This is a genomic window from Sphingopyxis terrae subsp. terrae NBRC 15098, assembly GCF_001610975.1.
Lineage (GTDB): Bacteria > Pseudomonadota > Alphaproteobacteria > Sphingomonadales > Sphingomonadaceae > Sphingopyxis > Sphingopyxis terrae_A.
On sequence record NZ_CP013342.1, the window covers coordinates 1,479,782 to 1,501,614 of the forward strand.

Sequence of the window (21,833 nt, forward strand, 5' to 3'; positions counted from 1 at the left end):
CAGCCGGCCCGGCGGGGATCAGCCTTCGCCGGTCCCCGCCTCATCCTGCCCGCGGTCGGCGAAGTCAAGCGCCGCGCTGTTGATGCAATAGCGCAGCCCCGTCGGCCCGGGACCGTCGGGAAAGACATGGCCCAGATGCCCCTCGCACTTGGCGCAGCGCACTTCGGTGCGGATCATGCCATGGCTCATGTCGCGATGTTCGCTGACCGACGCGTCGCTGGCGGGCGCGGTATAGCTCGGCCAGCCCGAACCGCTGTCATATTTGGTGCGGCTGTCGAACAGCGGCGTGCCGCAACCGGCGCAGCGATAGAGGCCGTCGCCCTTGAAATCGGTATATTTGCCCGTGAAAGCGCGCTCGGTGCCGCCTTCGCGCAGTACATGATGGGCCATCGGGTCGAGTTGCTTGTCGGTCATGATGGGCTACTCCTAGGCGGCGCACGGGGGTGGGGAAGGGCGCCGCATGATGACCTGAATATCGGCGCGATGCCGCGCCCCCGCAAGGGGTAGCGTGGCCTGCTTTACCGCCGATTAACCACGATCGCGCTATGCCCAAGGGGTGATAATGCGTCTCCTCCTTGCCCTCCTGCTGTTCGGCGCGCCGCCTGCCCCCTTGGCCGCCCAGTGCCAATTGTGCCGCCAAGACGGCAAAGATGCCGCGATTGTGGCGCGCAAGGCGAGCATGCCGCTGCGCGTCGAGGTCGACACCCAGCTCGACCTGGGCCGCGTCGCGGTCGGCGCGAGCGGCGGCGAGATCGAGATTGATCCGCTCACCGGCGCGCGCCGCCTGCGCGGCGACGTGCGCGACCTCGGCGGCTTTGCGGTTACCGGCGTCGTCACCGTCAGCGGCGAGCCCGGCGCCGAAGTGCGTGTCACCCTGCCCCCGTCGGTCGATCTGGAGAGCGGCAGCGGCGCGAGCGCGCGCGTGACCGGGCTCGCAACCGACCTGGGCGCGGCGCCGCGGCTCGGCCCCGACGGCCGCCTCGTCTTCCGCTTCGGCGGACGGCTGCAGGTTGCCGGCGCCACCGACGGGGATTACCGCGGCCGCATTCCGGTGACGGTCGAATATCCGTAAACAGGCCCGCGTAGCGGCAAGAAAAGCCGCAACGCCAACGCCGCAAAATAGCTGCTCGGCTTCGACTTTCTTTCAATGCCGGGCGTGGCGCCGCCGCTTCTCCAGCCCGTCCATTGCTCCGAGGACCGAGATTCGGGAAGGGGCATCGACGCCCAGACTTCAATTCCTGCCTCGGGAGCGACCGTGAATTGTTGCCAAAACCGCGATTCCAAGCCTTGCGCCTGTATTAATAAAGCAATACAGTGTGGCCGTTCTGACGCCCTGCGAATCGAAACCGCGATGTTCAAAACTATTCTTTCATCACTGACCTTTTTCGGACTCTCCGTTGCGGCGCCGGCGCAAGCGCTCGAAGGTGAAATGACCTTTCTCGTTCCGGCACGGGATGCGGCGGGCCAGGCCATCACCGAGCGGCTGTCTGATGGCCGGGAGCTGCCGGTTGGCATGCCCATCGCCGAAGGCCCTTTGAAGCGCAGGCTACTCGCAGCGACGGCGAGCGGGGTCGCTGCTTTGCTTCCCGATCTCGATCGGATGGCGCGGGCCAGAAGCCGGCAGACGTTCGACTGCCCCACGATCGGCGGCGGCATCATCGTCTATCTTTCCGACGAAGACGGCGGTTTCGCCCGCAAAGACCTGTTCATCGAGGACGGCAAGGGGCGCCGCGCACTTTGCCGCGACTATTTCATCGATCTCACGGTCGATGAAGCCAGTATCGCCGACGGCCAGTTCGAAGAGGTGCTCGCGCATGAATTCGGCCATGTGCTTTTGCGCCGGCTCCTTGGCCCGATCCCGCCGACGCTGTCGCGAAATGGCCATTCGGTGCTTGTCACGACCGATCCGACGACCGCCTTCGACGAGGGTTTCGGTGAACATTTCCAGCCCCTGGCGCTGGCATTGACGGCGTCGGAGGGGTTTCGCGCCCGCGCGCGGTTCATGGCGCCATCGCCCGCCGACTATTGGCTCAGCCGCCGCGAGACCTGGCTGCGCGAGACGGCGATCCCGCAAGGCGGCTTTCTCTTCGGATCGGTCCGATCGGACGCGCAAGCTTCGGGGATCGAGGGATGGCGCCTCGCGCAAACCGATTATTCATTAGACCCCTGCAGCGTCAGATCGGGCGAGGCGCAGATGGCGTCCGAAGGCGTCGCCGCGACCATCTTCTACCGGCTCCTCGCAAAAAGCATGACGCGCGAGGCTTTGCTCGCTCGCTACGAAAAGCTGTTCACGATTCTCGCTCGGCGCGCGGACTGGCATGGCCGCGCGCCGCTGGTCGACCTGGTTCGCGACTGGGCCCGGCTCTATCCCGACGATGCAAAGCAGGTCACTCGTATTTTTCTCGAGGCCACCGGCGGCGCGACGGCGAGCGCGGACTTGCGCGACGCCACTGCCCGGCTTTCCTGTTCCGGTGCGCATGGCAAGCTTGCCGACTTTCTTCGCGATTTGCCGCCCTATCGCCAGGCCTTCGCCGCAGCCACCGATCAAGTCGCGGCGGGAAAGCTCGCGCTTGATGCGCACCTCGCTCCGGAACTCTGGATGACGAACCCCGACGTCCATATTCCCGCGGCGCCGTGGGACGAGAAATTGACTGAACCCTTGGTGGTCGACCTCAATACGGCCGACGCTACCAGCCTCGCCTATCTCCTCGCAGGCAAGCGCGATCTCGCATCGCGGCTGGTCAAGGCGCGCGACAGCGCGCGCTTTTCGAGCATCGACGAAGCCGTGACGAGGGCGAAGCTTACGTCCGGGGAGGCGAGCGAAATTGCCCGATTCCATCGGCAGATCGGCGATCTGCCGGCATTTACGCGGCGCTGAGCGGATGTCGATTTGGCAGCAAAGTGATGGGAGTATCGCAACTATGGCTCGGGTGAAGTTCGCCTTGTTGCTGCTATGCAGCACCATAGCGCCCTCCTTGTTGGGCAGTGAGATTGCCGCCGCCCGTCAAGAGCCGGCGCCCTCGGTAGTCCCCCTTGATGTTGAGTTCGGTAAAGCGCCTGCGCCGGTCGAGGCGTCCGGCCGCGACCATCTTCTCTACGAGATGCGATTGACCAACTATTCGGGGCGCACGATCATCCTGACGGAAATCGACGTCTTCGACAGCAACGGCGGCCGTCCACTCGGCGCATTTGCGGCGAAGGATTTAGCGACGATGATTGCGACGCCCGGACAGCAGAAAGAGGGCGCCGACCGTCTTCAGATCGGGCCTGGCAGCTTTGTCATGGTCTATTTCGACACGGCGGTTCCCAAGGGGACAGGGGCCGGGTTGCGTCTTGGTCACCATATCCATGTGGCATCGGCATCAAGCGGGCCGCCCGACCCATCGCGCACTATTCTGGAAGCCCCGCCACTGACGGTGAGCGGCGAGGCTCCGCTCGCGGTGAACGCGCCCCTTGGGCCAGGCCACTGGCTCGCAGCCAATGCGCTGTCGAACGATTCCGATCACCGCCGAACGATCGCGGTCGTGGATGGCCAGGCCCGGATCGCGCAGCGCTATGCGATCGACTTCGTGAAGGTCGATGCGCATGGCCGTGCCTTTACGGGCGATCCTTCGAGGAACGAAAGTTGGTCCGGATATGGCGAACCGGTTCTGGCGGTCGCCGATGCGGTCGTCGAGCGCATCCTTGATGGCTTGCCCGACAACCAACCCCTGGCCCCGCCTGCTATCAAGATCGGCCTCGATACGATTGCCGGCAATCATATCGTCCTGCGGCTGCCGGGTGGAAAGCGCGTCCTTTACGGACATCTCAAGCCCGGCAGCATCAGAGTGAAGGAAGGCGAGCGGGTGCGCATGGGCGAGGTGCTCGCGGCGCTCGGCAACTCGGGGCAATCCGATGCTCCGCACCTTCATATCCATGTCGCCGATGCAGCCTCGCCGCTGGGTGCAGATGGTCTGCCCTTCGCGTTTCGCACCTTCCGGCTGGAAGGCTATGCGCCGTCGCTCGATATTCTCGAAAACCCCGGCGGGTGGACCGGCCCCACAACATCGGGCGTCGATACGCGGCATAAGGAACTGCCCACGGATCTGGCCGTCATCGCCTTTTAATCGCTCGCTGCCCCCTCGGGATCGAGTATCGCGCGCCCGGCAATGACAATGTCCACAATATGATCAAGGACCGCCCGGATGCGCGGAGACCGACGAAGATCGGGATGAACAAGCAGCCAAAGCTCGCGGCTCGGTGGCGGTGAGGGTGTGGCCACCATCGCGAGCCGCTCGTCGGGGTCGCCGAGAAAACGCGGCAGAACCGCCAAACCCATCCCGGCAGCCGCCGCTTCGTGCAGCGTGGTCAATTCGTTGCTGCGAAATGCCAGGCGCAAGTCCGGCTCCAGACGTCGCAGCCATTGCTGTTGGAGCACATGATCGAGGCTATCGTCATAGCCGAGAAAATCGCGGTCGCAGGCTGCGGCTTTCGCAAGATAGTCCCGCTGGCCATAAAGACCGAAAGCCATCGTTCCGACACGCCGCGTCACGATCGAACCCGTCGTCGGCCGACTGAGACGGATCGCGATATCGGCATCCCGGCGCGACAAGCTGATGGCGCGGCTGTCGCCGGCAAGTTCGAGCTCGATCCCGGGATATCGGCGCCGAAGCGCCGTCAGGCGGGGCGCGATAAATCGGCTGGCGAATGTGGGCGGCGCGCTGATGCGCACCACGCCTGCCAGATCGGACTGCCGGCCTTGCGCCACGCGCGCGATGTTGAGGGTTTCCTCTTCGACGCGCGCCGCAATATCCGCGATCGCCTCGCCTTCGGCCGTAAGGCTGAATCCGCGACCGGACCGTTCGAATAGACGCATGCCAAGCCCTTCTTCGAGCGACGCAATACGGCGCGCGACCGTGCTGTGTTCTGCGCCCAGAGTGCGCGCCGCGGCCGAGAGCGTCCCCGACCGGAAAAGCGCCAGAAAATATTTCAGATCATCCCACTGCATCTGTGCATTTTTGCACAATAACTGGGCATACTAAAGGAATTACTGTGCGCGCTCCCATGCCCTAAGCAGCCCGCTTCCAAAGCGAAGGAGCGAGAAGATGGCACGAGTGGTGAAAATGCACGCCGTGGGGGATGCGGCTGTTCTGCGCGTCGATGACCAGCATGTCGGCGATCCTGGTCCCGGCGAGATCCGCCTCCGTCACGTCGCAGCGGGGGTAAATTATGTCGACATCTATCACCGAACCGGTCTCTACCCCATAGCCAACCTGCCCGCCGTCCTCGGTGTCGAAGGGGCCGGAGTGGTCGAAGCGCTGGGCGATGGCGTCACCCATCTTCGTCGGGGCGACCGGGTCGCTTGGGCGGGCCTGCCGATGGGCGGCTATGCCGAAACGCGCCTGCTGGCGGCAAACCGGGCAGTGCCGCTCCCGTCACATATCTCGGATACGGTCGCTGCGGCTTCCATGTTGCGCGGTATCACGGCGCACATGCTGCTGACGCGCGTTGCACGCATCTCGCCTGGAGATATCATCCTCATTCATGCCGCCGCAGGCGGCCTTGGCCTGATATTGAGCCAGTGGGCGCGCAAACTCGGAGCAAGCGTCATCGGGACCGTCGGCTCGCCCGAAAAGGCGGCGCTGGCCAAGAGCTTCGGTCTCGACCATGCGGTGCTTTACAAAGAGAGCGATTTTGTCCGCGAGGTTCTGAACATCACCGGCGGCCGGGGCGTCGATGTCGCCTTCGACGGTATCGGGGGCGACGTCTTGCTGCGAACCCTCGATTGCGTCCGACCCTTTGGCCTGGTGGTTAGTGTGGGCCAAGCCTCGGGGTCGCTCCCGGCAATCGATATATCCGAACTGGGCCCGCGGCGGTCGCTCGCCTTGGCCCGGCCCAGCGTCCTTGCCTATATGGCCGACCTTGATTCCTATCGGAATGCCGCGGCCGAATTGTTCGAAGAACTGGAAGCCGGACTGCACGTCGAGATCGGCGCGCAATTTGACTTGGCCGACGTGGCCAAGGCGCATTCTGCCCTCGAGGCCGGACGAACCACCGGTTCCGTCTTGCTGACGTTCTGACCCTGAGCAGGAAGATTTGAGCGATGGAAGACTGGATTTCGTACGCCATCACCGAAAGAAAAGGAACCTGATGATGAAGTACCTCGTCCTTTCACGGCGAACGCCGGAATTTCGTGGAGAAGTGCTTGGGGAGCACTATGCCTTTCTCGACCGCCTGCGCGATGCAGGACGGCTCGAATGCGCCGGCCCCTTCACCGACCAATCCGGCGGCGCCTATATATTGATTGCCGCCAGCCTCGACGAGGCAAAGCAGTTTGCCTTCAAAGATCCGTTGCACACGCAAGGCTGTTCCCAGCTTGATGTCTTCGAATGGAACGCGGATTGAGTCATTGCGGCCGTCTTCTGATCGTGCCTGGAGGATGGTCTCTTTTCGGTGAAAGTCAGCAAGAGCGATCCGTTCGGCATGGGGGCCGCGGCCGCCAACCCGGATCTCCGCTCTTCCCATTTCGATTGCGCGACCGTCATCGTGAAAGCCAGGCCGCGCGCGCGGGACAAACTCCCGACCCGGGTTCTCCTAGGCCCCTTAGATACGCATCCGACGCCGCCGTCTGCCCTTCTGCCAGCCGCGCGCCGCTCGCATTCCACCCTTGGTCGAAAAGTCAGGGGCGCTCGTGACCTAAATCTTTCGGGTCTGGCCAACCCGGCTAGAGTTTGCATCACGACCTGATCGGCACGGGTCAGGAGGGGGACAAGCAATGGACCGACGGAAATTTATGGCGGGTGCGGCTTCGATCGGGATCAGCGGCATCTGGGCGTCCCGTCTGTCCGCGGCGCCCTCGCAAATGGCATGGCGAGAGGATCGCCGCCTTTTTCCCCAGGGTGTGGCGTCGGGCGACCCGGACGAACATAGCATCGTCCTGTGGACCCGGCGGCCGTTCGACGCGGGCGACCGTCATGAACTGACCGTCGAGGTGGCGCTCGATCCGGACTTTCGCCGCGTCGTCGCGGCGGCGCGCACGCCGGCGCTGGCGGCCGCCGACTGGACGTGCCGGGCGCTGGTCGGCGGACTCTCGCCGGCGACGGTCTATTGGTACCGTTTCGCCGATGAAAGCGGCGCGGGCAGCCGGATCGGGCGGACGATCACGGCCCCGCGCGCCAGCGACCAGCGACCCGTTCGCTTTGCCTTCGTGTCCTGCAACAGCGTCAACGAAGGCGCGCAGAACGCCTACGCCCGCATGATCTGGGAGGACGAGCGCGCGGCGGCCGACCGCAAGCTCGGCTTTGTGCTCCATCTCGGCGACTTCATCTACGAAGTGGTCGAATATCCTGAAGAAACGCCGCACCGCTATTCGCGCACGGTCTATGATCTCGGCCACATTCCCGACGCGCGCAAGGTCGGCAATTTCTATGTGCCGACCAATCTCGCCGGCTACCGCCACGTCTATCGCGCGCATATCGACGATCCCGATATCCAGGATGCACGGGCCTATCTTCCTTTCGTGTGCATGGGCGACAATCACGAATTCTCCTGGCAGGGCTGGCAGAGCTTCATCAAATATGGCGCCACCGTCGAGCCCGCGCAGCCGCTGCGCGTCGCGGCCAACCAGGCGTGGTGGGAATATATCCCCTCGCGCGTTCGCAAGGCATCCGGCGCCGCGCTGGAGCAGTTTAGCCCGCCTGCCGTCGAAAAGGCCGCGATCGACACGTTCGACGACGATGGCTTCGGCACCGAAATCAACAACCGCATCGCGGTCGGCAGCATGACGACCTACCGCGCGCTGCGGTACGGCAAGCATGTCGATCTGATCCTGACCGACCTGCACAGTTACAAGGCGGCGGACCCCACCGATCGGCCCGAGGCGGCGGCGCTCGACTCCGGCGACTATCCGGTGATCCCGCAAGAGTGGCTGGAAATCGTCGACGGCGGGCGGGATTATGCGGGCGGCAAGCCGCCTGCGATCATCGCGATCGGCGACAGGAGCATTCCCAATTATCGCAAGGACGAACCCGCGCATACTGTGCTCGGCCGGGAACAAAAGGCGTGGCTCAAGGCGCGGCTGACCCAGTCGACTGCGACCTGGAAGATCTGGGGCGCGACCAACGGCACGCTCGACATGCGCACCGATCCCCAGAACCTGCCCGAGGGGCTGGTGAAGGACCGATGGCCGGGCAGGGATTATGGCACCTTCGGCGGCGGCGATATGAGCGGAGCCTTCGCCGAACGCGCCGAAATCTACGATCTCGTTCGCGACGCGAAGATCCCGGGCTTCGTTACGGTTTCCGGCGACCGCCACAGCTTCTGGGCCGGATATGCAGCGCCTGCCCTGCCGCCCGCGGAATTCGCGCCGGTCGGGCTCAGCTTCATCACCGGTTCGATATCCGCTCCCGGCCTTGGCGAAGCTGCCGAGTTCTTCAAGGAATCGGCCTTGCGCCCGCTCTATGTTCGAAAGGTCGAAGGCGCTCCGCCCGAGCACACGATCAACCTCACAATCAAGCGCGGGGTGCGCGCGGCGCTCGAATATGCGGCGAACGGCGACATCGAAGCCGCCCGGGCGCTGACCAATCCCGACGTTGCGCCCCATCTCGAATTCGTCGACATGGCCGGTCACGGCTATGCAGTTGTCAGCGCAGGGCCCGACACCATCGAAACCGAGTTCGTGTGCATCGTCCGCCCGATCGCGCGGGCGAAAACCGCCGATGGCGGTCCGCTTCGCTACCGCGTCTCGCACCACGCCCAAATGTGGCAGCCAGGGGCACAGCCCAGGCTCGAACAGCGCATTGTCGAGGGGGACGCGAAGCTCTCGATCTGAAGCTCTCTTCGGATAATCGGTTGCAACGAGCCCGGACGAATTGCGTGCATCCACCAAAAGCGGTCATCGCAGGACACCGAAACCATCTGGATCGCAACAATGCTCATCTGAGCGCTGAATGCCTGTCGGCAGAAGGAGCTCGGCGGAGATCAAGTTTCCGGCGGCCGCTGAAATCCGCGCAGCTATTCTATGATGGACTTTTGCTGCAGCGATCGGATTTCATTTTCGCTGACAGCCCAGTCGATCAGGCTGCCGGGCAAATCGGGCCTCGAAACCACGGGGCTTGGTGACCGGAGGATGGACCGCGAAAATCGCGGCGCGGGTGCCGGTTGCAATGAGCGGCCCGAATGAGCATGCGCTTCACGCGCGCGATTCGCGGGATGATCGGCCGCCTCGTCAAAGGTCAGCACTGGCGAGACGCAGGCATCGAGCCGATCGAAAATTGCGCACCATTCGCGCTGCGAACGCGAGCGGAATATCGGCTCGATCCGGCGCGTGCGGTCGGGCCAGACGTCGGGGTTGAGATAGTCGGGAAAATCCCCGGGGTCGAGACCAAGCCCCGCCAGAAACGCATCATGGAACTCGCGCTCGAGCGCGCCGACAGCCATGTGCCGGCCATCGGCGGCTACATAGCAGCGATAGAAATAGGCGCTTCCGTCGAGAAGATTGCCGGTGCGCTCCCGCTTCCAAAGGCCCATCTGCATCCAGCCCGCCATCTGGGTCAGCAGAACCGAAATACCGTCGACCATCGCCACGTCGAGAATCTGGCCCTTGCCCGAGCGCTGCCGCTCGACCAGCGCAGCGAGCACCCCCATGGCGAGGAATGTGCCGCCGCCGCCAAAGTTACCGACCAGATTGAGCGGCGGCGTCGGCGGCGCGTCACTCGGCCCGATAGGATAGAGGGCGCCGGCGAGCGCGAGATAGTTGATGTCATGTCCTGCGCGCGACGCCAGAGGGCCGGCCTGCCCCCACCCGCTCATGCGCGCATAAATCAGACGCGGATTGGCTTCGCAGAGTATTTCGGGACCGAGTCCGAGCCGTTCCATCGCGCCCGGTCGATACCCTTCGATAAGAACGTCTGCCTTCATTGCCAGTTCGCGAACGAGATTGTGTCCTTCGGGCGATTTCAAATCGACCGCCACCGAGGGGCGGTTGCGATAAAGAAAGTCGAACTGCGGATCGCCGCCAAGCGGACGCCCGGCGCCGAAGCGTTCAATGCGCAGGATGTCGGCGCCCAGATCGGCGAGCAGCATGGCGCCAAAAGGCGTCGGGCCAAGCCCGGAAAATTCCAGAATCCGAATACCGGCAGCCGGCGGCGCAGAGCCATTTTCTTTTTCTATCATAGGTTTGTCATCCGTCTCCCTTGGCGGGCTCGCCGCCCATATTCCCATCAGTTGAAAAATATACTAGCCAGTATACGCTTCTCCTGTCACTATCTGATTCACCAGACCGGCGCAGACCGGACGATCAGAGGAGAGCGAGATGTCTAAGATCACCCCGAGCGAATTGCGCTTCACCCGGACCGAGCGGGTTACCATGGGCGTCCCCACGGCTGAGGCGATTGCCGACCAGGCCGCCAAGATGGGGTGCAACAAGGTTTTTCTGCTGGCATCGGCGACGCTGCGCGAACAAACCGGCGAAATCGGCTTGATCGAGGCGGCGCTTGGCGACCGTCATGCCGCAACCTTCAGCGGGGTCGCGCCGCACGCGCCGCGCAGCGATGTCCTCAACGCCGCCGATGCCGCGCGCGCCGCGGGTGCCGACCTGATTGTCTCGGTCGGCGGAGGTTCAGTCACCGACAGTGCAAAGATCGTCGCCCTGCTGATCAAGCATGATGTGCGAAGCGTCGAGGCGTTCGAACCGCTGCGCACCTTTGTCACCGATGCAGGCGAGGTGATCAACCCGATCACGATCGGTCCCGATATTCCGGTCATCTGCGTGCCGACCACGCTTTCCGGCGGAGAGTTCAACGCGCTGTCGGGCGCCACCGACGAGGTCACCCAGCACAAGCAGGGCTATGAGCACCGCAACATGGCGCCCGTCATGGTCGTTCTCGATCCCGCCATCACGCGCCACACGCCCGAATGGCTCTGGCTCTCGACCGGCGTCCGTTCGGTAGACCATGCGGTCGAGACCTTGTCCTCCTACCAGTCGAACGACTTTGCCGACGGTCTTGCCGAAAGCGCCCTGCGACTGCTTGTCGAGGGGCTGCCGCGCGTGAAGGCGGATCCGGGCGATCTCGAAGGCCGCCTGAAATGCCAGATCGGCGCATGGCAGTCGATGATCAGCATCATCGGCGGCGTTCCAATGGGCGCAAGCCACGCAATTGGCCATATTCTGGGCGGCACCTGCGATGTCCCGCACGGATATACCTCCTGCGTGATGTCGCCTTATGTCCTGGCGTGGAACGCCGAGCATGATGCAAGCCGTCAGGCGCGCACGCTCGCGGTGCTCGGGGGCGAGCATGCGAGCGCTTCGGCAGCGCTCGATGCCTTCATCGCGGGGCTGGGAATGCCGCGGAGGCTGAGCGAGGTGGGGGTAGACGAAAGCCGCTTCCAGCAGGTCGCCGAATATACGCTTCTCGACATCTGGGGCCGCACCAATCCCCGGCCGGTCACCTCGGCCGCCGACATCCTCGAAATCCTTCGGCGCGCCGCCTGACGATGGCCGGAGCCGGGACGATAGCCAAGGAAGACAGAGGGGTGACTATGCCGGACGCCGCGCGAGCGAGAGACTTTCAGGATCCGCGCATTCCCAATCGCGACGAATGCGTGCTGCGCTACCTGCTCGACCGCTGGGCGGCCGAGCGGCCCGACAAGGCGCATATCGTCTTTCCGGACGGGTCCGAATGGAGCTTTGCTGACATCCGCGCCCGCGTTCGCGACAAGGCCGCCGGCCTGCGCGCGCTCGGCGTCAAGCAGGGCGATCATGTGGCGGTGTGGCTGCCAAATGGGCCCGACGCGCTTTTGGCCTTTTATGCGATCAACTACCTCGGCGCCGTCTTCGTGCCTTTCAACACCGCTTATCGGGGCGGCTTGCTCGAGCATGTGCTTGCCAACGCGTCGGCGCGGCTTCTGCTGGTTCACCCCGATCTTGTACCGCGTCTCGCCGAAGTCGATCTTGGCGGTCTCGAACGTCTTGTTGTCACGACAGCCGGCACCGCGGCGCAAGCCCCTCTTCCGGTGGTGCGTTACGACGATGTGGAAGGCGACCCCTCGGACGGGTTGCCGCTCGAACGACCGATCGAACCCTGGGACATCCAGTCGATCATCTACACGTCGGGCACGACGGGTCCCTCGAAGGGCGTCCTGTCGTCCTATCTTCACATGTTCTCGAATGCCGGACCCGAAAGCTGGCCGATGGTGGGCGAGGACGACCGCTATATGTGTGTCGCGCCGATCTTTCACATCGGCGGGATGGGGCCGCCGTTCGTCATGCTCGCGCGCGGCGCTTCGGTCGCGCTGATCGACAATTTTTCGACCGACGAATTCTGGGCAGTTGCAAAGCGAACCGGCGCCACCGTCGTCTTTCTGCTCGGCGTCATGGCCACATTCCTGCTCAAGGCGCCTCCGGCCGCGCAGGACCGCGACCACGGGGTCAAGAAGGCCTTCATGGTGCCGTTGACCGGCGATGCGCCCGCCTTCACCGAGAGGTTCGGAATCGATATCTACACGATCTTCAACATGACCGAGATTTCCTCGCCGATCGTGTCGGAAGCCAATCCGGTGAAGGTCGGCACCTGCGGGCGGGTGCGCCCGGGGGTCGAGGTCCGCCTCGTCGACGGCGATGATTGCGAGGTCGCCATCGGGGAGATCGGCGAGATGCTCGTCCGCACCGACCGGCCCTGGGCGATGAACAGCGGCTATAATGCGAACCCCGAGGCGACCGCGGAGGCGTGGCGCAACGGCTGGTTCCACACCGGCGACGCCTTTCGCCGTGACGAGGATGGCTATTATTATTTTGTCGACCGGGTCAAAGACGCGATCCGGCGCCGGGGCGAGAATATCTCGTCCTTCGAAGTCGAGGCCGAAGTCTGCCGCCACCCCGACGTTCGCGAGGCGGCTGCTATCGCCGTGCCGAGCGAATATTCCGAGGATGAGGTGATGGTCATTGTCGCACCGGTGCCCGGCCGGTCGATTGACTGCCCCGCGCTCGCGCAATTCCTGATCGAAGCCATGCCCTATTTCATGGTCCCGCGCTATTTTCGCGTGTTGGACGAACTGCCGAAGACGCCATCGGCAAAAGTGTTGAAGACCGATCTGCGGCGCGAGGGCGTCACGCACGACACCTGGGATCGCGAGGCGGCCGGTCTGCGGGTTCGCCGCGAATCCTTCTCGCCATGATCCTTCCGGCCTCCGCATCGCGCGCGGGGCACCGCCCTCGCTTCACCGGCGTCGTAGCCGGCGCACGCGCCCGTTTTTCCGCTTTTTTCAGGATATTTGTCAGATGACCCAACCGATAACCGACCGGCCGATCGCTGCGGACCGGATCGACTGGCCGCTTTTGGAATCGGGGGTGGAGCAGGCAAATATCCCTGCCCTGCTGATGCTGCTTCACCAGATGACCGGCGAGGAAAAGTGGCTCGAAGATCCCTATCGGCCGGCACGCGCACCGGGCCTCGATGACAATGACAGCGGCCAGCTGCCCGAGGACATCCAGCGCGAGGTGCGCGAAGCCGCACGGCTGGCAATCAAGGCCTGGCTGACGGGCACGCCGCTCGCCCTGCCGCGGCCCGACAATGCGCATCTCGCCAGGATGCTGAGCGTGGCAATGACCGAGCATGTTCCCGAGGAATATGGCGATATCGTCGCCGCCGGGATGCTGTACGCGCCGACGCCGCGTGCGATACCACCCTTGCTCAAGACCAAGTCGGCGATCGTGATCGGAGGCGGAATCTCTGGCATTTGCGCCGGGATCGAGCTTCAGCGGCTGGGCATCGATTATGTGCTGTTCGAGAAGAACGAGGATTTCGGCGGCACCTGGTTCGAGAATCGCTACCCGGGATGCGGGGTCGATACGCCTTCGCTGACCTATACATTCTCATGTCGGCCCAACGACTGGTCGAAATATTTCCCGCTGCGCGACGAGATCGAGAATTATCTTCTCGAAACCGCGCGCGAATATGGGCTGGCAGCGCACGCACAGTTCAATTCGAAGGTCGAGTCGGCGCGGTGGATCGACGACGCGCAGCAGTGGGAGGTCGTGGTCTCGAAGCCCGATGGCAGCACGGCCGCGCATCGCGCGGACTATCTCTTCAGCGCGGTGGGCATTCTCAACATCCCCCAATATCCGAGCATCGAAGGTCTCGACGGCTTTGAGGGCGAAGTGATCCACACCAGCCGCTGGCCGCAAGGCGCCGATCTTTCGGGCAAGCGGGTCGCGGTGATCGGCAATGGCGCATCGGGCATGCAGGTTGCTCCGGCGATTGCCGACGAGGTGCGTTCGCTCACCCTTTTTGCGCGGTCGAAACAATGGGCGGCGCCGTTTCCGCAGTTCCGCAAATCGGTTCCCGACGGCGTGCGCTATCTGATGCAGGCCGTGCCGCTCTATCGGGCCTGGCTCGAACAGCGTCTGTCGTGGACGTTCAATGACCGCGTCCATGGCACGCTTCGACGCGATCCCGGCTGGCCGCACCCCGAACGCGCGGTCAATGCGATCAACGATGGTCACCGCCGCCATTTCACCCGCTACGTCGAAGAGCAGCTGGCCGAGCGGCCCGACCTGATAGCGGATGTGCTTCCCGACTATCCGCCCTTCGCGAAGCGGATGCTGCTCGACAACGGCTGGTATCGCACGCTCCTCAAGCCCAATGTCCAGCTGATTCCCGAACATCTGGCGCGGGTGGAGGGGAATCGATTGATCTCGTCGTCGGGGATCGAGGTCGAAGCCGACGTCATCATTCTTGCGACCGGATTCCAGACCACCCGCGTTCTCGGCTCCTATGAGGTGATCGGACGGAACGGCGCGTTGCTGCGCGACATCTGGGGCGAAGATGACGCCGCTGCCTATCTCGGGACACTGGTGCCGGGCTTTCCCAATCTGTTCATTCTGCTCGGTCCCAATGTCGGTTCGGGCCATGGCGGCAGCATGATCCGCAACATCGAAAACCAGATGCATTTTGCGGGCGAGGTCGTTCTTGCAAGCGCCGCCCGCGGGGCCGCAACGGTCGAGGTGAAGGATGAGGTTTATCAGGACTATCGGCGGCAGATCGACGAAGCGCATGAGAAGCTCGTGTGGACGCATCCTGGGACCGAGAACTGGTACCGAAACGCGAAGGGCCGCGTGATTGCAATCACGCCGTGGCGTAACGATGCCTTCTGGCGCATGACCCGCTCGCCCAATGCGGACGACCTGGCTTTCGGGCGGCAGGACAGCGACGGGCTCGATGCCCGCGCCGAAGCCGGTTAGGCGGCGGCGAGGCCAAAACCGATGAAAGTCTTTCAAGGCCGCCGCCTCGGCGCGATCGAGGATTTCGCGATTGAGGAGCGGGCCAGCCTCCCGCCGGGTCCCGGTCAAATCCGCGTCCATGTCGAAGCGACCGCGCTCGGTTTTGTCGATGCACTCGTGATGCGCGGCCTTTACCAGGTGCAGCCCTCGTTGCCCTTCATTCCGGGAGGCGAGATTGTCGGTCGCATCGAGGCGGTGGGCGATGATGTCGAGGGCTTTACGGAAGGCCAGCGCATCGCGAGCTGGCAATTCGGCGGCGGGCTTGCCGAACAGGCGATCGTCAGCGCCGCAAGCAGCGTGGCGGTGCCCGATGCCCTTGATGCCGCAGGCGCTTCGGCACTTATCCTCGACTTCCTGACGGCCTATTACGGGCTTTTCGATCGCGGCCAATATGAAGCAGGCCAGTCGCTGCTCGTGACCGGAGCATCGGGCGGGGTGGGATCGGCGGCGGTCCAGCTCGCCTATGCCAGCGGCGGCCGCGTCGCCGCCCTGGCCTCGGGAGACGCCAAGATACGCCATGTTGCGGGCCTCGGCGCCGAGCTGGTGCTCGACTATCGCAATCCCGACTGGCGCGCCGACCTCAAGACCCGCTATCCCGGCGGGATCGATCGCGTGTTCGATCCGGTCGGCGGCGCGCTGTTCGAGCCCTGTTTCCGCTCGCTCGCCAAACATGGCCGGCACCTGGTCGTCGGCTTCGCGTCGGGTGACGAAATCCCGCGGCTTCCTGCCAATCTGCCGCTGCTCAAGTCGGGCGAACTGGCGGGCGTGGATGCGCGCTATCTTGGCGAAAGCGATCCGGCGCGGGTGCGGACGATCCTCGCCATCATCTTCCGCCTTGCCGAGCGCGGCCGGATCCGGCCCGTCATCGATCAGCGCTTCGCCCTGTCCGACGCCCCCGCCGCGCTACGCGCTCTCGCGTCGGGTACGCGGATCGGAAAGATCATCGTCACCCCCTGACGCGTCACCACTGCGCGCGAAGCGCGCTCATGCCACGGAACAGAAATCCCTCGCGCCATGCCGGCGCGTCGATGTCGACGGTCAGCCCCGGCAGGCGCGTCGCCAGCCTTTCGAAGGCGATCCGGCCTTCGAGCCGGGCCAGTTCGGCGCCGACGCAAAAATGAATGCCGCCGCCAAAGCTGAGGTGCCGAGCCGCATTGCCGCGACCGATATCGAAGCGGTCGGGATCGTCGAACAGCCGCGGATCACGGTTTCCGGCGCCGATGAGGGTGAGAACCTTCTCGCCCTGCGCGATCGACTGTCCGCGGATTTCGGTTGCTCGCAGTGCGGTGCGATAGGTTGCAATGAGCGAGCTTTCGTAGCGCAGCACTTCATCGACCACGCCTGCAGCAAGGGTTTCCGGTTCGCCGACAAGACGCCGCCATTGATCGGGAAAGCGGCTGAAGCAGAGCAGGCCGTTGCCGATCATGTGCGCGGTCGTCTCAAAGCCAGCCCCGAACAGGCCGATGGCGACGGTGACCAGTTCATCGTGCGAAAGCGCATCCTCGGCACCTCCGGCCTGGACTAGCGCGGTGGCGAGATCGTCCCTGGGCGCCGCCTTTCGCTCGTCGAACAGCGTCTCGAAAAATTGCTGCAGCACGGCGATCTGCCTATTCGCGGTTGCCAGTTCCGCGTCGGTGAGCGCGCGCGCTTCAAAGACGATGAAGCTTTGCGCAATGGCATCGATTACCGTCTTGAGACGGGCATCTTCGGGATCAATGCCGAGCATGTCGCACATGACGCGGACCGGAAGTTCATAAGCGAAGCGCGCGATCAGATCGCCTTCCCGGTCGGCGGCGAAATCGTCGATCAAGCGATCGGTGATTTCACGAATCCGCGGCTCCATGGCGCGAACCCGCCGTGCGGTCAGCGCCCCCGTCACCAGTCCGCGCACGCGCGTGTGATGCGGCGGGTCCTGCATCAGAAACACCTCGGACAGCCATTTATAGCCTCGCTGTCCCATCACATCGAAATCCGGGCCATAGAAAAGGCGAATATTCTCGACAAAATCGCCCTGCCCGAACGCCTCGCGGTTCATCAGGACCGAGCGTATATCGTCGTAACGGCTGACCACCCAATAGCCATGCGCGGACCGGTGAATCGGATCCTGCTCGCGAAGCCGGGCAAAAGCGTCGTAAGGATCGGCCTTCAGCGACGCATCGCCGGGCGAAAAGGGCGGCAAGGCAAGCTCGGTCATCGCAGCGCCTCGGTCAATGCTATGCAAAACGCGGCCGATATGTCCCGTCATCGGCGCGCGCCACGAACAACGAATGAGGGGCCCCGAAATGCGCGGGGACGATGCGCGCTCCCCTGGCGCTCGCGCGCTCGAGCAGATGCCGCCGGCTCGCGGCCGCCTGCACCCTGTCCTCGCAATAGACGCTGTTCCAATCGGGGCGCAGCACCTGCATCGGGTGATGCAATATGTCGCCGGTGAAGAGTGCAACCTGACCTTGATCCTCGACTTCGAGGACCATGTGACCGGGCGTGTGCCCCGGAAAGGTCCGGGCGCGCATCCCGGGGGCGATCTCGGCGCCATCGTCGATCAGTTCGGCGAGGCCCGCGTCGATGATCGGCAGGACGCTGTCCTCGAAGACATTAGCGTTGACCCCCGCACCGGCGAGGGTCGCGTAAAGTGGCTTTTCGGGATTCCAGGCCGCTTCGTCCGCGCGCGGGAAATAGTAGCGCGCGTTGGGGAAGGTCGGCAGCCAGCTGTCCTCGCGCCATTCGGTGTTCCACCCCACATGGTCGATGTGAAGATGCGTGCAGAAGACCTTGTCGATATCGCCTGCTGCGAACCCTGCCGCCTCCAACTCCGCAAGAAATGGCGTCGCGAGATTGCCGAAGATCGGAATGCCGGGACGATCCTTGCCGTTGCCCGCGCCGGTATCGACAATGATCCGCTCGGTTCCGGTATCGATAAGCCAGCTTTGCAGATAGCCGTAGATCATCCCGTCACGAAAAAAGGCGGGCTCGAAACCCGCCACCTGGGCGGCGAAGGCAGCGTCCTCATATTCCGCGAAGAGTGCCTCGGGCGGACTGAAGCCGCCCTGCCACTCCTCGAGACGGAAGACACGGTAGCGGCCGATATTGAACGCTGCCTCCATGCCGCAATACTCCAATCAGAAATCGACCCCGAGCGTCACGCCGTAGGTCCGCGGCGGTCGCAGCGATCCCACCGACACAAAGCTGTAGAGCGGCGCGGAGATGATCGTGTTGGCGAGCGCATATTTGTCGGTCAGATTCTTGCCCCACAGCGCGAGCGACCAGCGTTCGTCGGGCGACCGGTAGGTAATGCTCGCATTGACCAGCGCGAACGCCTGCTGCCGCGCGTCGCGGTTGTTGAATTCGGTGAAGAAGACCTCGTCCTGCAGATTGACGTCGGCGGAAAGGTCGAGGAAGCCGGCGCTGCCGAGCTGGAAACGCTGGTCGGCAAAGGCCGCGACCGTAAATTTGGGCGCGTTCGACAAGCGGTTGCCCGACAGATCGACGAGGGCCGGGTCGGTCGGACAGGCCGGATACTGCGGCCTGCCGGGACTGCCCGCCCCATAATAGCCGTTGCAGAATTCCTTGTATTTCGCGTTGAGATAGGTGCCGTAGACCCGGATCGTGGTGTTCTCTCCGGGACGGAAATTGGCTTCGAGCTCGACCCCGTAGTTGCGCGCCGACGCGGCGTTGATCGTCTCGACGATGCTGTTGGCGTTGACGAAACCGACCTGCAGATTGCTGTAATCATAATAGAAGACGGCACCGGCGAAGCCGAATTTGCGGTCGGCGGTTTCCCCGCGGAAGCCCGCCTCGTAGCTCCAGACATATTCGGGGTCGATGACCGAGTTGATGCTGCCGATGTTGACGACACCCGATTTGAAGCCGCGCGTGACCTTACCGTAAAAGAGCGTGCCGCCCGGGGTGCGATATTCGATCGCGAACTTGGGCGTGATCGCATCCCAGCTGCCGCTCTTGTCGGTCGGGATATCGAGGCCCTGCGCCTCGAAGGTGAAACGCCCCACCCCGCTGCGCTTTTCCCAATTATAGCGTGCGCCGGCCGTCAGCGTCAGGTCGGGCAGCAGCTCGTATGATGCTTCGAGATAGGCGCCCGCCGCCTTGGTCTTGACGGTGCCGCGCTGGAGATAATTGCCGTTGTCGAACTGGTCGGCAGGCAAACTGGTGCCCAGAACGATGTTGAAATAGGATGCTAGGTTGACGGTCGGCACGCGAACCTCGCCGAACAGACGTTCGTCGAAATAGGTTGCGCCGCCCAAGAGCGACAAGCCGCCGGTCTTGTAGGTGAAATTAACCTCCTGGCTGAACGACTTGCTGTCCTCGGTATAGTTGTTCTGACCGAAGGCATTGATATCGCTGACGTCGAGATCGTCGCGATTGAAACGCTTGAACTTGCGGTAGGCGGTGGTGGAAACCACCGAGAGATCGCCCGAATCCCACGTCAAAATGCCCTGAACGCTCGATCCGTCGCGCTTGTTGACCGCGTCTTCGTCGGAGTAGATGTTGCGCAGGTTGGGCTTTTCGCCGCGCGCCGCATAATAGTCGAAGATCGTTTTGCCGCCGAGAAGCGACGACGCCAGCCCCGCCTCGGGAACCACGGTCGGACCGAAATAGTGGAAGGCATAATTGTTGTCGTCCTCCTTGAAGTGATCGGCGACAATCAGCAGGTCAAGGTTCGAGGAGAATTTTGCGAGCAGCGATCCGCGAATGGCATAGGCATCGCGGTCATCGACAGGATTGCCGGTGAACAAGTTGGTGCCGTAGCCGTCGCGCTTTTCATATTTGCCCGCGACGCGAAACATCAGATTTTCGCCGGTGATCGGCCCCCCCAGCGCGCCTTCGAGCGTCCGCGCGTCATAATTGCCGTAAGAGGCACGGGCATAGCCGCCGAATTGGGAGGTCGGCCGCGCGGTGACGATATTGATGACGCCGCCGGTCGCGCCGCGGCCATATGTCGTGCCCTGCGGTCCGCGCAGCACTTCGATCTGCTGAACGTCGTAGAAGCCGCTGAGCTGCGCCGCCGGGCGGCTGATCATCGCGCCATTCTGCAGGAAGGCCACGGCGCCGTCGGCGCCAAGGTCGATACTGGTGAGGCCGATGCCGCGAATGAAGGTGCGGTTGACGCCGAATTGATCGCCGACCGAGACATTGGGCACCGCCGAGGCGAGATCGCCGGCGTCTTCGATGCCGCCCGCGCCGACATCGCCAGCACCGAGAACCGAAATCGAGCCCCCTGTATCTTCCAGCGACTTGCCGGACTTGGTTGCCGTTACGATGATGGCACCATCCTCGCCGGCCTCGGTGCCGCTATCGCGCGCGGTCTCTTGGGCAAACGCTGGCGCTGCGACGGCAATCGAAGCCGTGGCAGCCGCCGACAGCAGTAGCTTGACCTTGAAATTCATATCGCCTCTCCCTGATATACCGGGCTTATAATTATCTACCCGTCAGTATTTGATTATCTGTTTGGGCCAATCGGGTATCGAAACCCGCTCCGTTTTCCGCCTGTGTCAGATTCCCTTTGCTATTCCGCGCCTGCCAGCCGCAGCGCGGCCTCGACCAGATATTCGATGACCTCGTCAGCGGTGCGTTGGCCGGTCGGCGAATACCATGTCGGGATCCAGCTGATGAGGCCGCCAATCCAGACCGCGATGAACGGATCAATGTCGGCGCGGAATTCGCCGCTTGCGACGCCTTCGCGAATCATCGTGCCGATCTGGTGATCGAAGCTGTGCCGCAGCCGGAGGATGCGCTTGTAATCATCAGCGGAGAGATGCTTCATCTCTCGCTGATAGACGACGACATATTCCTGCCGGTCGATGACAATCCGCCCGACCTTACGCACGACTTCGGCAAGCTTTGCACGGTGGCTCTCATGCTGATGCGCCAGCACATCCTCGAGCACCGCGAGGGCCTCGCTGATGCCGACCTCGCAGATAGCCGCAAGGATCGCTTCCTTGTTCCGGAAATAGGAATAGAGAAAGGGCTTGGTGACGCTGAGCTGGTTGGCGACATTGTCGAGGGTGCAGCTGCTGTAGCCGCGCTCGTAAAAAAGATGGCTCGCAGCCTCGACGATGCGGTTGACCTTGAAGGCAACGAACTCGGATTTGAGCGAGGCACCGGGGGCGCGCGGATTGATCATGGAATCACTGGACACGGCCACCGTCATAGCATCGACCCAAGGCAGTCGGATAGTGACACCAAAATCTCCCTCCGCGGTGCCATTCTGTCGATGGCGAGCCGTTGGGATAACTATGCCGCAAAAATTATCTACCTGCTAGTAGTTTTTACAGGATGTCGGTATTTTTGCGGAACTGCGGCGAAAACGCCGCCGGGGTTACCATGGGGGCAGTCGCGAAAAGCGTTGCCGCCGCGACCAGTCAGGCTGCGAATGATGCGGTCAGCCGATCAAGCCTTGCACCCGTTGCCTTGACCTTTTGCCGATCGGGCGGGTTCTGGCGGCGGTGCGCCTGGCCCGATGGGTCAAGCGCACCGCCCGCTGACGACTGTGGGTCGCAGATCGCCGTCAGCGATTGCGAATAGAGCCCAAGCCTGCATGCGGTTCATCCTCCAGATGGAGGAT

Annotated in this window: 17 protein-coding genes; 10 read left to right on the forward strand and 7 right to left on the reverse strand. The window is 63.5% G+C overall.

The features are described from left to right. Positions 1-18 precede the first annotated feature (18 nt). Entirely contained in the window at positions 19-414 is a 396-nt protein-coding gene (msrB, locus tag AOA14_RS07140; protein WP_003046857.1) for a peptide-methionine (R)-S-oxide reductase MsrB, read from the reverse strand. Positions 415-562: 148 nt separating this feature from the next. Between msrB and AOA14_RS07145 the strand changes: the two genes are divergently transcribed. From AOA14_RS07145 to AOA14_RS07155, 3 genes are all read left to right on the forward strand, one after another. Continuing rightward, positions 563-1,072 carry a DUF4402 domain-containing protein gene (locus AOA14_RS07145; RefSeq protein ID WP_062901276.1) on the forward strand — a complete coding sequence of 170 codons (510 nt, stop codon included), beginning with the start codon at positions 563-565 and terminating at the stop codon, positions 1,070-1,072. An 84-nt stretch (positions 1,073-1,156) separates the two neighbouring features. After that, positions 1,157-2,878 carry a ComEA family DNA-binding protein gene (locus tag AOA14_RS07150; RefSeq protein ID WP_202988422.1) on the forward strand — a complete coding sequence of 574 codons (1,722 nt, stop codon included), beginning with the start codon at positions 1,157-1,159 and terminating at the stop codon, positions 2,876-2,878. Next, positions 2,826-4,106 carry a M23 family metallopeptidase gene (locus AOA14_RS07155; protein ID WP_202988423.1) on the forward strand — a complete coding sequence of 427 codons (1,281 nt, stop codon included), beginning with the start codon at positions 2,826-2,828 and terminating at the stop codon, positions 4,104-4,106. The genes AOA14_RS07150 and AOA14_RS07155 overlap by 53 nt, the downstream gene beginning before the upstream one ends. On the opposite strand, the gene AOA14_RS07160 is transcribed toward AOA14_RS07155, so the two are convergent. Next, complete coding sequence (locus AOA14_RS07160; RefSeq protein ID WP_062901279.1) at positions 4,103-4,987, reverse strand: LysR family transcriptional regulator; 885 nt, start codon at positions 4,985-4,987, stop codon at positions 4,103-4,105. The two genes, AOA14_RS07155 and AOA14_RS07160, sit on opposite strands and share 4 nt — an antisense overlap. Before the next feature lie 97 nt (positions 4,988-5,084). Between AOA14_RS07160 and AOA14_RS07165 the strand changes: the two genes are divergently transcribed. The 3 genes from AOA14_RS07165 to AOA14_RS07175 all read left to right on the forward strand — a co-directional run bounded on the left by AOA14_RS07165 (position 5,085) and on the right by AOA14_RS07175 (position 8,809). Beyond that, the gene (locus tag AOA14_RS07165; RefSeq protein WP_062901280.1) at positions 5,085-6,059 is read left to right on the forward strand and encodes a quinone oxidoreductase family protein; all 975 of its coding nucleotides are present in this window, start codon (positions 5,085-5,087) and stop codon (positions 6,057-6,059) included. A gap of 70 nt (positions 6,060-6,129) precedes the next feature. After that, complete coding sequence (locus AOA14_RS07170; protein ID WP_062901281.1) at positions 6,130-6,384, forward strand: YciI family protein; 255 nt, start codon at positions 6,130-6,132, stop codon at positions 6,382-6,384. A 370-nt stretch (positions 6,385-6,754) separates the two neighbouring features. Next, positions 6,755-8,809: an alkaline phosphatase D family protein gene (locus tag AOA14_RS07175; protein WP_062901282.1), complete on the forward strand. Its 2,055-nt coding sequence runs from the start codon at positions 6,755-6,757 to the stop codon at positions 8,807-8,809. 182 nt (positions 8,810-8,991) lie between these two features. Here AOA14_RS07175 and AOA14_RS07180 read toward each other — a convergent pair whose 3' ends face one another. Next, complete coding sequence (locus AOA14_RS07180) at positions 8,992-10,062, reverse strand: CaiB/BaiF CoA transferase family protein (RefSeq protein WP_238929745.1); 1,071 nt, start codon at positions 10,060-10,062, stop codon at positions 8,992-8,994. 229 nt (positions 10,063-10,291) lie between these two features. Between AOA14_RS07180 and AOA14_RS07185 the strand changes: the two genes are divergently transcribed. The 4 genes from AOA14_RS07185 (at position 10,292) to AOA14_RS07200 (ending at position 16,213) form a co-directional block, all read left to right on the forward strand. After that, on the forward strand, positions 10,292-11,470 hold the full coding sequence (locus tag AOA14_RS07185; protein WP_062901284.1) for an iron-containing alcohol dehydrogenase: 1,179 nt from the start codon (positions 10,292-10,294) through the stop codon (positions 11,468-11,470). Between the two features lie 47 nt (positions 11,471-11,517). Next, positions 11,518-13,152, forward strand: a complete 1,635-nt coding sequence (locus tag AOA14_RS07190; protein ID WP_062901285.1) for an AMP-binding protein — start codon at positions 11,518-11,520, stop codon at positions 13,150-13,152. Positions 13,153-13,255: 103 nt separating this feature from the next. Then, on the forward strand, positions 13,256-15,217 hold the full coding sequence (locus AOA14_RS07195) for a flavin-containing monooxygenase (protein ID WP_062901286.1): 1,962 nt from the start codon (positions 13,256-13,258) through the stop codon (positions 15,215-15,217). 21 nt (positions 15,218-15,238) lie between these two features. Continuing rightward, on the forward strand, positions 15,239-16,213 hold the full coding sequence (locus AOA14_RS07200; RefSeq protein WP_062901287.1) for an NADPH:quinone oxidoreductase family protein: 975 nt from the start codon (positions 15,239-15,241) through the stop codon (positions 16,211-16,213). Positions 16,214-16,217: 4 nt separating this feature from the next. Here AOA14_RS07200 and AOA14_RS07205 read toward each other — a convergent pair whose 3' ends face one another. The 4 genes from AOA14_RS07205 to AOA14_RS07220 form a co-directional block, all read right to left on the reverse strand. Continuing rightward, complete coding sequence (locus AOA14_RS07205) at positions 16,218-17,450, reverse strand: cytochrome P450 (RefSeq protein WP_062901288.1); 1,233 nt, start codon at positions 17,448-17,450, stop codon at positions 16,218-16,220. A 19-nt stretch (positions 17,451-17,469) separates the two neighbouring features. Next, positions 17,470-18,357, reverse strand: a complete 888-nt coding sequence (locus AOA14_RS07210; RefSeq protein WP_062901289.1) for an MBL fold metallo-hydrolase — start codon at positions 18,355-18,357, stop codon at positions 17,470-17,472. A 15-nt stretch (positions 18,358-18,372) separates the two neighbouring features. Further along, on the reverse strand, positions 18,373-20,655 hold the full coding sequence (locus tag AOA14_RS07215) for a TonB-dependent receptor (RefSeq protein WP_062901290.1): 2,283 nt from the start codon (positions 20,653-20,655) through the stop codon (positions 18,373-18,375). A 119-nt stretch (positions 20,656-20,774) separates the two neighbouring features. Continuing rightward, positions 20,775-21,392, reverse strand: a complete 618-nt coding sequence (locus tag AOA14_RS07220) for a TetR/AcrR family transcriptional regulator (RefSeq protein ID WP_062903053.1) — start codon at positions 21,390-21,392, stop codon at positions 20,775-20,777. Between the last annotated feature and the right edge of the window lie 441 nt (positions 21,393-21,833).